Annotated in this window: 10 protein-coding genes; 7 read left to right on the top strand and 3 right to left on the bottom strand. The window is 66.0% G+C overall.

The annotated features are described in order from the left end of the window. The 6 genes from AX702_RS16870 to AX702_RS16845 all read left to right on the top strand — a co-directional run. A partial coding sequence (locus AX702_RS16870; protein WP_156455555.1) for an alpha/beta hydrolase family protein occupies positions 1–225 on the top strand: 225 nt, incomplete at its 5' end. Between the two features lie 122 nt (positions 226–347). Continuing rightward, positions 348–554 carry a hypothetical protein gene (locus tag AX702_RS16865; RefSeq protein WP_066781482.1) on the top strand — a complete coding sequence of 69 codons (207 nt, stop codon included), beginning with the start codon at positions 348–350 and terminating at the stop codon, positions 552–554. Between the two features lie 127 nt (positions 555–681). After that, positions 682–918 (top strand): exodeoxyribonuclease VII small subunit, encoded by a 237-nt coding sequence (locus tag AX702_RS16860; protein WP_066781481.1) that lies wholly within the window; start codon positions 682–684, stop codon positions 916–918. Then, positions 915–1,811, top strand: coding sequence for a polyprenyl synthetase family protein (locus AX702_RS16855; RefSeq protein ID WP_066781477.1), 897 nt, complete (start codon positions 915–917; stop codon positions 1,809–1,811). The genes AX702_RS16860 and AX702_RS16855 overlap by 4 nt, the downstream gene beginning before the upstream one ends. Positions 1,812–1,813: 2 nt before the next feature. Then, entirely contained in the window at positions 1,814–2,320 is a 507-nt protein-coding gene (coaD, locus tag AX702_RS16850; RefSeq protein WP_066781475.1) for a pantetheine-phosphate adenylyltransferase, read from the top strand. A gap of 143 nt (positions 2,321–2,463) precedes the next feature. Then, positions 2,464–3,159, top strand: coding sequence for a peptidylprolyl isomerase (locus AX702_RS16845; RefSeq protein WP_066781473.1), 696 nt, complete (start codon positions 2,464–2,466; stop codon positions 3,157–3,159). A 203-nt stretch (positions 3,160–3,362) separates the two neighbouring features. Here the strand turns inward: AX702_RS16845 and AX702_RS16840 are convergent, their stop codons facing one another. Continuing rightward, the gene (locus AX702_RS16840) at positions 3,363–3,956 is read right to left on the bottom strand and encodes an exopolysaccharide biosynthesis protein (RefSeq protein ID WP_066781471.1); all 594 of its coding nucleotides are present in this window, start codon (positions 3,954–3,956) and stop codon (positions 3,363–3,365) included. A 116-nt stretch (positions 3,957–4,072) separates the two neighbouring features. Then, positions 4,073–6,322 carry a catalase/peroxidase HPI gene (gene katG, locus AX702_RS16835; protein ID WP_066781469.1) on the bottom strand — a complete coding sequence of 750 codons (2,250 nt, stop codon included), beginning with the start codon at positions 6,320–6,322 and terminating at the stop codon, positions 4,073–4,075. A 247-nt stretch (positions 6,323–6,569) separates the two neighbouring features. Between katG and AX702_RS16830 the strand changes: the two genes are divergently transcribed. After that, positions 6,570–8,891, top strand: coding sequence for a GH92 family glycosyl hydrolase (locus AX702_RS16830; protein ID WP_066781467.1), 2,322 nt, complete (start codon positions 6,570–6,572; stop codon positions 8,889–8,891). 168 nt (positions 8,892–9,059) lie between these two features. On the opposite strand, the gene AX702_RS16825 is transcribed toward AX702_RS16830, so the two are convergent. Then, positions 9,060–11,084, bottom strand: coding sequence for an amidohydrolase family protein (locus AX702_RS16825; protein WP_066781466.1), 2,025 nt, complete (start codon positions 11,082–11,084; stop codon positions 9,060–9,062). Between the last annotated feature and the right edge of the window lie 45 nt (positions 11,085–11,129).

The following is an 11,129-nucleotide window of genomic DNA, read 5'->3' as shown; positions in this document are numbered from 1 at the left end:
GGCAGCGAGGATTATCGCACGCCCGTCAGCGAGAGCGAACAATATTACGCCGCGCTCCAGATTGCCAACGTGCCCACCGCGCTCGTCAAGGTGCCGGGTGCCAGCCATGGCGGCTTCACCAGCCGCCCCTCGCAATCGGCGGCAAAGGCGAGCGCGATCCTTGCCTGGTTCGATCGCTACCGGAATGCGGCGCCCGTCAACACTGGGGCGACGCCGGCCAACTGATCGCCGCAACCGGACAAGCCTGCCGCCGTTCCGGACTTCTCCGGCGCGGCGGCAGGCAGAGGGCGCCTGATCAGGGTTGTGCCGGATTGCACGCGATTCGCCGGTGCGATAGCGTGCCCGCCATGCACAACCGTCGCCAGATCGCCCTCGCCGTCGGCGCCCTGTCACTGGCGGCGCTTGCCACCGTGGATCCGCCCAGCGCCAATGTGCAGATCCTGACGCACGACAGCCGCGATGCCTCGCCGGCGCGGTTTCAGGCGGCTGTCGACCTCGGCCTTGCCAGCGCTTCCATCCTCGTGACCTGGACGGCGCAGCGCCTGGTGCGCTGATCCGGCCGGAACAGCGCAGCGACAGCGCCCGCAAACTGACGCCACAGCCGCGGTTCGGCCGCATCAAACCGTTGCCGGCAGGAGCGTATCCTTGACCCTTGGCCGTGGCGTGGCCCATAGCGCGGCCATGGACAATCCCGTGGAGAGCATGACGTTCGAGGCCGCGCTGAAGGAGCTCGAGTCGATCGTCGCACGTCTCGAGTCCGGGGAAACCCCGCTGCAGGACGCAATCGAGCTTTACGAACGCGGCAACGCGCTGCGCGCACGCTGCGCGGAGCGGCTGGACGCCGCCCAGGCGCGGATCGAGGCGATCCGGCTGGATGCCGAGGGCCGGGCCACCACCACGCCCTTCACAGCCGGATGAACCCCTCCCCTGCGCTTGCCACGGAGCTGGCCGATACCGCGCGCGAGATCGACGCCCGGTTCGACGCACTCCTGACCGTGCCGGACGATCCGCGCGCCGATCTGTATCGCGCGATGCGTCATGCGGCGATCGACGGCGGCAAGCGGCTGCGGCCGCTCCTGGTCTTTGCCACCGCACGGCTGTTCAACTGCGACATGGATTGCGCCGGCCGCGTGGCGATCGCGCTGGAGGCGATCCACGTCTATTCGCTGATCCACGATGATTTGCCGGCGATGGACGATGACGATCTGCGCCGTGGTCGCCCGACCGTTCACAAGGCGTTCGGCGAGGCGACCGCGATCCTGGCGGGTGATTGCCTCCATGCGCTCGCGTTCGAAGTGCTGGCCGATCCGGCTACCCATGCCGATCCGTTCGTCCGCGCGGAGCTGGTGCTCGATCTCGCCCGCGCTGCCGGGCCGTCCGGCATGGCGGGCGGCCAGATGATGGACCTGGAGGCGGAGCGCGCCAGTTTCGACCTCACCACCGTTACCCGGCTTCAGGCGATGAAGACCGGCGCGCTGATCATGGCGGCGGTGGAAGCCGGGGCGATCCTAGGTCGCCTCCCGCCCGAGGGGCGGACGCACCTGCGCGGCTATGCCCGGGACATCGGCCTCGCCTTCCAGATCGTCGACGACCTGCTCGACGTGGAAGGGGACGAGGCGCTGGCGGGCAAGAAGCTGCGCAAGGACGCGGGCGCCGGCAAGGAGACCTTTGTCTCCCTGCTCGGCGTGGAACCGGCGCGCGAACGCTGCCGGCTGCTGGTCGACCAGGCCATCGCGCATCTTCGCCACTACGGGCCCGAGGCGGATCTGCTCCGCGACATCGCCCGCTTCGTGCTGCAAAGGGACCATTGAGCATGACCTCTCGCATCGGCGTTTATCCAGGCACTTTCGACCCGATCACGCGCGGGCACATGGACATCATCCGCCGCGGCGCGAAGCTGGTCGATCGGCTGGTGATCGGCGTGACGACCAATCCGTCCAAAAGCCCGATGTTCAGCCTGGAAGAACGCATGATGATGGTGCGCCGCGAATGCGCCAGTCTGGATGCGAATATCGACGTGGTCAGCTTTGACCTGCTGCTGATGGACTTTGCCGAGCGCGAGGGTGCCAGCGTCATTGTGCGCGGCCTGCGCGCCGTGGCGGATTTCGAATATGAATATCAGATGGCCGGCATGAACCAGCAGCTGAATGACCGGATCGAGACGGTCTTTCTGATGGCAGACGTCGCACTGCAGCCGATCGCCAGCCGGCTCGTCAAGGAAATCGCCATTTTCGGCGGCGAGATCGGCAAGTTCGTGTCACCCGCGGTGCGTGAGGAAGTGGTCGCGCGCGTGGCGGAGACGGGCCGGCGCGGGCGCTGACGGCGGCGGGCGACGGTCGGGCGGCGGTCTGGCGGCGGCACGGCGATCCTGTCCCGCAGGTAAGCGACCGGCACCGCAGTTCAGTTTGGCGCAAGGCGCGATCTGGTCTAGGGCGCCGGTCAAACGATCTGGTTGGGAAGACGATGCGGTTTGTTGGAATGATCGCGATGCTGGCCGCAGTGCTGGCGGGGCCGGCCTTGGCCCAGGAAAAAACCCCTGAAATTCAGGCGACCGCCACCGCTTCCAAGCAGCGCTACACCCCGCCGCCGACCACCGATCTGGAAAACACCTGGCTGCTCGATCTGTCGAGCGGCGGGCGCGTTTCGATCTGGCTGCGCCCCGATGTCGCGCCGGACATGGTGCGCCGGATCAAGAACCTGACGCGCCGCAAATTCTACGACGGCCTGACCTTTCACCGCGTGATCGACGGCTTCATGGCGCAGGGCGGCGATCCGCAGGGTGACGGCACCGGCGGATCGGACCTGCCGGACGTGAAGGCCGAATTCAATTACCTCCCGCACGTGCGCGGCGCGGTCGCCGCGGCCCGCGCGCAGGACGAGAACAGCGCCAACAGCCAGTTCTACATCATGCTGATGCCGCGCCTCAGCCTGGACGGGAAATATACCGTGTTCGGCCGCGTGCTTCAGGGCATGCAATATGTCGATGCGATCGAGAAGGGCGAGCCGCCGGCAAACCCCACGCGCATCCTCCACGCCTATATCGCCGCCGACAATCCCCCGCCCTATCAGGCGGCGCCGGTCGCCCCCCCGCCCTCGCTGGATGCGCCAGCCACGCTTCCGGGCGCGAAACCGGCGAAAGCGCCCAAGGCTAAACGCTGAGGGGCAGAGGGTCCTCCCCAGGAGCCGACAGCGGCTGTGACCATTGCTAGAGTTTGATCCACTCCTCTTGATGCAGAGCGGCCTGGAGGCCGAGGCCCAGTTGGGAAGGTCGCAGTAACGAAGCGCAACTTGCTCTTACTGACGTTCCCCAGCTGGGCCCCGGCCTTAGCCGGGGAGGCGCTTCAACCGGGGTGGATCAGATTCTAGCCGCGTGAGCTGAGCAACCCTGCCGCGACTGCCAGTGCCGCGCCCGCCGCGGCAAAGGCGATGATCATCAGCAATCCGTCCTTCACCAGCAGGGCCATGCCGAAGGCGGCGATCGCCGCCATCGGGGCGGTGGTGGCGAGCGGCAGCAGCTCCAGCGGCGGGATGGCGAGCGTCAGCACGAGGATCGCGGCGGCCGCCACCCGGACCATCGGCCCCTTGGTCAGCGCTGGCAGCCGGCCGTGGAACCAGCGATCCATCCATCGGCCGACCGGACGCACCTTCTCCACCGCCTTTTTCACCTTCTCGGACTTCACCGAGCGGTTGGAGAGAAAGCCGGGCAGCCACAGGTGCTTGCGGCCAAACAGCATCTGCCCTGCCGTCAGCACGATCACCAAGGCGAGCAGGGTCGGAAGCCCGGGTATCGAGCCGACCGGTGAAATGTCGATCAGCGGGATGATGACAAGGAAGGGCGCATAACTCCGGTTCCCGAACGCCTCGATCGTCTGACCGAGCGACACTGCGTCCTTCTTGTCTGCCAGTTCATCGAGCCGGTCGAGAATGTCGCCGACGCTGTGCGGATCATCTGCCATCCGCTGCTGAACGGAGGCCAGGGTCAGGCGGTTCCGCTGCCGTAACGGGTGCCAACACAGGCAAGGGCCGCGGCACCCATGGATGCCGCGGCCCCTTCCCGTTCGTCGCGCTGCGATCAGGCGTAAGTCAGATCGAAGCGGTCAGCATTCATCACCTTGGTCCAGGCTGCGACGAAGTCCTTCGCGAACTTCTCCTTCGCATCCGCCGCGGCATAGACTTCGGAGAGGGCGCGGAGCTGCGAATTGGAGCCGAACACCAGGTCGGTGCGGGTCGCCTTCCACCGCGGTTCGTCACTGGCGCGATCGGTCCCGAGGTACAGTTCGTCGCCGGTCTCATCCACTTCCTTCCACGCCGTCCCCATATCGAGAATGTTGACGAAGAAGTCGTTGGTCAGCTGGCCAGGACGATCGGTCAGCACGCCATGGTCGCTGTCGCCATGGTTTGCACCGAGCACGCGCAGGCCACCGACCAGCACCGTCATCTCGGGCGAGCTCAGCCCCAGGAGCTGCGCACGATCAACTAGCAGCTCCTCGGTCGGCACGTTGTAGCGCACCTGGAGGTAGTTGCGGAAACCGTCCGCCTTGGGCTCCAGCACCGCAAAGCCCTCGGCATCGGTCTGCTCCGCGCTGGCGTCCGTGCGGCCCGGCGTGAACGGCACGGCGATGTCATGACCAGCCGCCTTGGCGGCCTGCTCGACACCCACGGTGCCGCCGAGCACGATCAGGTCGGCAATCGACACCTTCTTGCCGCCGCTGGCGCCGCCGTCGAAGTCGGCCTTGATCCCTTCATAGACCTCCAGCACCTTGGCGAGCTTCTCCGGCTCGTTGACGTCCCAGCTGCGCTGCGGCTCCAGCCGGATGCGCGCGCCATTGGCGCCGCCGCGCTTGTCCGAACCGCGGAAAGTGGCGGCGGAGGCCCAGGCGGTCTTCACCAGCTGGCTCACCGTCAGCCCCGACGCCGCAATCTTCTGCTTCAGCGTCGCCACATCAGCATCGTCGATCGGCGCGTGATCGGCCGTGGGGATTGGATCCTGCCAGATCAGATCCTCCGCCGGCACGTCCGGGCCGAGGTAACGGACCTTGGGCCCCATGTCGCGATGCGTCAGCTTGAACCAGGCACGAGCGAACTGGTCGGCGAAATAGTCCGGGTCGGCCCGGAACTTCTTCATGATCTCCAGATACTTGGGATCGACCTTCATGGCCATGTCAGCGGTGGTCATCATGGTCGGCACCTTGACGCCCGGCGTATGCGCTTTGGGTGCGAGCGTCTCTTCCGGGTTGCCGACCGGCTGCCACTGCTTCGCGCCTGCCGGGCTCTTCACCAGCTCATATTCATGGTCGAGCAGCATGTCGAAATAGGTCATGTCCCATTTCGTCGGCGTCGGCGTCCACGCGCCCTCGATGCCGCTGGTGATCGTGTGATCGCCCATGCCGCTTTCGTGGGTGGAAGCCCAGCCAAGGCCCATTTGCGCAATGTCGGAGCCTTCCGGCTCCGCGCCGACCAGTTTCGCATCGCCCGCGCCATGCGCCTTGCCGAAGGTGTGGCCGCCAGCGGTGAGCGCAGCGGTCTCCTCGTCATTCATTCCCATGCGCGCGAAGGTTTCGCGAATGTCGCGTGCGGACTGCGCCGCATCGGGCACGCCGCCGGGCCCTTCCGGGTTGACGTAGATGAGGCCCATCTGGATCGCCGCCAGCGGGCTTTCGAGCACCATCTCGCGATCGGGCTGAATGCGCGTCTGGCTGTTCTCATGCCCGACCCACTCTTCCTCGGTGCCCCAGTAGATGTCCTTTTCAGGTTCGAACACATCGGCGCGGCCGCCGCCGAAGCCGAAGATCGGGCCGCCCATGGATTCGATCGCGACATTGCCGGTCAGGATGAACAGGTCCGCCCAGGAAAGCTTGCGACCGTACTTCTGCTTGATCGGCCACAAGAGGCGGCGTGCCTTGTCGAGATTGCCATTGTCCGGCCAGGAGTTGAGCGGCGCGAACCGCTGCGAGCCGGACGAGGAACCGCCGCGACCGTCACCGGTGCGATAGGTACCAGCCGAGTGCCATGCCATGCGGATGAAGAACGGGCCGTAATGACCATAATCGGCCGGCCACCAAGGCTGGCTGTCGGTCATCAGCGCGCGCAGGTCAGCCTTTACCGCTTCGAGGTCGAGCGTCTTGAATTCGGCGGCGTAATCGAAATCGTCGCCCATCGGGTCGCCCGACAAGCCGTTCTGCTGCAGGATTTCCAGTGAAAGCTGGTTGGGCCACCAATCGCGGTTGGTGCGGCCGAGCAGGCGGCGCAGCGCAGCCGGTTCCTTGGCCTTGTCGCTCAGCGGGTCGCCCGCCATCGGGCAACCACTCGTTGTCGCGTCCATGACTCGTCCTCTCGTCAATGATCTGGTTACAACAGGTTAGACCTTCGCAGGGATGACGGAAGCGACATAAATTCGTCAGTACAAGCGGCGAAATCGATCAGTCCGCCGCGACACAGTGCCGCTGTCGATCGTCTAACGGTCTTCACTGCCGTGGGGAGTGAGCCTGCAACGTCTCTTTCCACAAGCTGGGGCTTATACCGAGCGCGGCGCTTGGCGGCGGCCCCACGGCCATGCTCTAAGCCGCCTCATGCATCGCTCCGCCCTTGCTGCGCTTCTTTCCGCCAGCCTCATCGCCGCCCCGCTCGCCGCCCAGTCGACCTATGACGGCGTCGACCCGTTCATCGGCACGGGTGGCGAGGGCCACACGTTCCCGGGCGCGGTCGCCCCCTTCGGGATGGTGCAGGTCAGCCCCGATACGGACACCACGTGCGAGATCCGCGAATGCTACGGCCATGCGGCGGGCTATCGTTATGATGATCCCACCATTCAGGGGTTTTCGCAGACGCATTTCTCCGGAGCCGGGCACTCCGACCTCGGCGATTTCCTGCTAATGCCGGTCGCCGGCGATACCGTCCCGCTCGACCCAGGGGATGCGAAGAAGCCCGGCTCCGGCTACCGATCCCGCTTCAGCCATGCGCAGGAGACAGCGCAGCCGGGCTATTATGCCGTCACATTGTCCGACAGCGCCGTTCGCGCCGAGCTGACCGCCGGCACCCGCGTCGGCGTCCATCGCTACACCTTCCCCGCCGGCAAGGACGCGCATGTCGTGCTCGACCTGCGCTCTTCGCTATACAATTATCCAGGCAAGATCCTCTGGTCGTCTGTCCGCGTCCGGGCCGATGGCACCATCACCGGCATGCGCGAGACGCGCGGCTGGGCACCGGCGCGCAGATTGTTCTTCGCGATCCGTGCCAACGCGCCGCTCACCGGCCACGCCTTCCACAATCGCGAGGAAAAGATCGCCTACAAGGGGTTCCAGGGTCCCGGCCGTGGCCGCGCGGATGTGGCGCAGCTTCAGGGCCAGGCATTGGTGGCGCAGCTCGACTTCGGCCGCCTCACACGACCGCTGGAACTGAAGGTCGCCATTTCCAGCGTCGATGAGGATGGTGCACTTGCCAATCTCGACAGCGAGGCCGGCGGCTTCGATGCGATCGCCGCCGCCAGTCGGACGGCGTGGCAGCAGGCGCTGTCGGCAATCGAGATCGACGCACCTGCGCCGATGCAGCGCATGATCTCCATCGCGCTTTACCATGCGATGATCGCGCCAAGCGTCTTCTCCGATGCCGACGGCCGCTATCGCGGGTCGGACGATCAGGTCCACAAGGCGCAAGACTTCACCTTCCACTCGACCTTTTCACTGTGGGACACGTTTCGCGCCGAGCACCCGCTGCTGCTCCTCGTCCAGCCCGAGCAGCGCAATCGCGACTTCGTTCGCTCGCTCCTTGCCAGTCAGCAAGCGAGTCCGTTCAGCATCCTGCCCGTGTGGCAGTTTCACGGCCGCGAGACGTGGACGATGATCGGCTATCACGCGGTACCCGTCATTGCCGATGCGTATTTGAAGGGCGTGCGCGGCTTCGACGCCGACGCAGCGCTCGCAGCGATGGTGAAGAGCGCGAGCTACGGCCCCTATGGCGGGCTCGACGAATATATGAAGCGCGGCTTCGTGCCGATCGACAAGGAACCGGAGGCCGCGTCCAAGACGGTCGAATACGCCTATGACGATTGGACCATCGCCCGCATGGCGCGCGCGATCGGCAAGGCGGATGTGGCCGAAACATTCGAGAAGCGCGCTACCAACTGGCGCAACAGCTTCGATGCGAAGACCGGATTTCTGCGCGCGCGCCGCGCCGACGGGAGCTTCCGCACGCCCTTCGATCCCACCGCGATCAACTATGGCAGTGACTACACCGAAGGGAATGCGTGGCAATATTCCTGGTTCGTGCCGCAGGATCAGGCGGCGATGTTCAAGCTGCTCGGCGGGGACGCGGCGGCGGTGGCGAAGCTCGACGCGATGTTCGCCTTCGACAACAGCAAGCTCGATTATAGCCATGCCGAGGATATCGCCGGCCTGATCGGCCAGTACATCCATGGCAACGAGCCGAGCCACCATGTCGCCTATCTCTATGCCTATGCCGGCCAGCCCTGGCGCACGCAGGAGCGATTGGCGCAGATCGTCGCCAGCCAATACAAGGCCGCGCCCGACGGCCTGTCCGGCAATGACGATCTGGGGCAGATGTCGGCCTGGCTCGTCTTCACCGCCCTCGGCTTCTACCCCGTCGCGCCGGGGTCCAGCGAATATGTCATCGGCCGCCCCTTCGTGAACCGCGCCGTGATGACGCTGCCCGGAGGCAAGCGCTTCACGATCGTGGCAGACGCCCTGTCGGACACGAACCGCTATGTCGGCCGCGTGACACTGAACGGCCGCCCACTCGAACGCACCTATCTGCGCCATGAGGAGCTGGCCGCTGGCGGCGAATTGCGCTTCACCATGCAGGCGACGCCGAACCGCACGTGGGGCACGGCGCCGGCTGCGCGGCCCTATTCGATGAGCACGGCAGGCGCGAACTAGCCCCTCTTCCCGGATTCGCTCCGAGATCCAGCTATCCGCAGGCGCTGCCGCTCGTCGTGGGAGCGCACCGTTCGCGGCAACGTGGATCCCGGAGCAAGTTCGGGATGACGCGAACAAGCGAGCGCGCCGCAACCTCCCGGAGCGGCGGGCGTGCCGGCGAGCTCAGCTTCAACGGGCCCCGCTCACCACCGGCGCTGGCGCGAAGGGCTTGATTCCGAACTCGGGATAGACCTCCGCCGGGTAATAGAAGGTGCCGTCCTTCACCACCATGGCGATGCGCTTGATCGCCTTCATGTCCTTGGTTGGGTCGCCCGGCACCAGGAAGAAGTCCGCCAGCTTGCCCGTCTCGACCGAGCCGAGCGTCGCGTCCTGCCCGAGGTACTTGGCCATGTCCCACGTCGCGCGGGTCAGGATCTGCGCCGGGGTCATGCCGACCTGCTGATACAGCTCCAGCTCGCGATGGAAGGTAAAGGACCCGCCCGTGTCGGTACCCGGCACGATCATCGCGCCGCGATCATTCAGCATCCGGACCGTCGCGACGATCTTGTCATAGGCGCCGCGATAGGCCGCATCGTCACCCGGCGCGGAGGTATCGATCCATGCCTGCTTCAATCCGCGCTGCGTGCCGATCGGCAGGTGATCAAAATAATCCGCTGCGCCCGGCGCCATTTGGCCATCGCGGTTGAGCAGCAGGTTTTCGTGGATGCCGAGCGTCACGTCGATCGGCGTCTTGCGCGCGGTCACCAGCCCCATGGTGTGCTGTACCCGTTCGCTGTTGAGATCGAGCGCCGGCAGCCGCTTCAGCGCGGTCAGACGAAACAGCGTGCGCGTGTCCTCGGTCGGCTTGATCACCCATTGCAGCATGAACTGATTGATATGGGTCATCTCGTCGAAGCCCGCCTCGATCATCTGATCGGCGGTGGCGAAGGCGGGGACGTGGCCGGCAACCTTCAGGCCGCGCGCGTGCGCCTCCTTCACCAGCGCGGGGATCCACGCCGGGTTCATGCTGTTGTACGATTTGACGCCCCAATAGCCGCCATGGTCGGCATACCAGCGGACGGCGGCAACCGCCTCCGCCTCGCTGTTGACGAGAATGCCGTTGTTCGCGCTGAACTGGCTCTTGCCCTCGATGAAGCCGGCGCGGACGATGCGCGGGCCGGCGATCACGCCGCCGTCGATCCGCTCGATCAGCTTGTCGAGCACCGCATTGTCATTGCCCATGTCGCGCATGGTGGTGACGCCGGCGACAAGGTTCAGCAGCGCGCCCTCCTGGCCGGTATGCGCGTGCATCTCATAGAGGCCGGGGATCACGGTGCCGCCGGCGCCGTCAATCACCACTTCGCCCGTCGCACCCTTCTGCGTCAGCGGCTCCACCCCCACGATCTTGTTGCCCAACACCAGCACCGATGCCGGCGCGCCGACCGTCCCCGTCTTGGCGTCGAACACGCGCACGTTGCGGATCCGCACCATGCCCGGATAGCGATGCGCCACCTTCTTGTTGATCGCGACGAAGCGGTCGGTGGACCATTGCGCCGCCAGCGTTTTCAGCCGCTCGGCCTCATCCTCATAGCCGGCGCGCACGATCACCTGCCGCGGCGACACGCTGGCGAACAGCTCGCCCTTGTCGTCGAGCAGCACCGTGTCCGGCGTGGTCTCGATCCCTCCGAGGTCGTAGCGCGTCACCTTCAGCGGCCCGCCCGCGCCGTTCACCGCGACCGTTTCGCCCTTTGTCAGCGTCAGCGTGCCGCCGGGGAGCGCCGTGATCGTCGCGCCGCCAGTCTTCATGATCGCGCGGGCGTAGAGGCCGGTCGCCCAGGGGCTGCCGCTCTGCGCGACGTAGACGGCCGAGGCGGCATCGGCCGCGCCCTTGCCGGTCGCGTCCGTCCAGGTCGCCTTGCCGTTCTGCCGCGCAAAATGCTCCTCCACCTTGGAGCCGAAGGTGGTCGTGCCATTGATGTCCCAGGCAAGCGGCAGCCCCTTGGCATCGAGCCGCAGCACCTCCTTCATCGTCGGGCCGCGCCCGTTGTTCTTATAGTCGAAGTCGATGGCGGTGCGATCACCCTCGATATCGGCATTCAGATGGCCGACATTCTTGCCCCCGAAAATCACGCTGTAGCGCTGCATTTCCGCGGCGGCGTTGGTGGCGAGCGACAGGGCGAGCGCAGCGATTGCTGCCGAGGACAGGAGCTTCATGACGGCGGCGTTACGTGGCTGGTCGCTTCTGCGCAACAACCTGTC

Source organism: Sphingomonas sp. CCH5-D11 (assembly GCF_001557395.1).
Classification (GTDB): Bacteria; Pseudomonadota; Alphaproteobacteria; order Sphingomonadales; family Sphingomonadaceae; genus Sphingomonas.
Note: the sequence above shows the minus strand (reverse complement) of the source record. Positions and strands in the feature narration are given on the sequence as shown.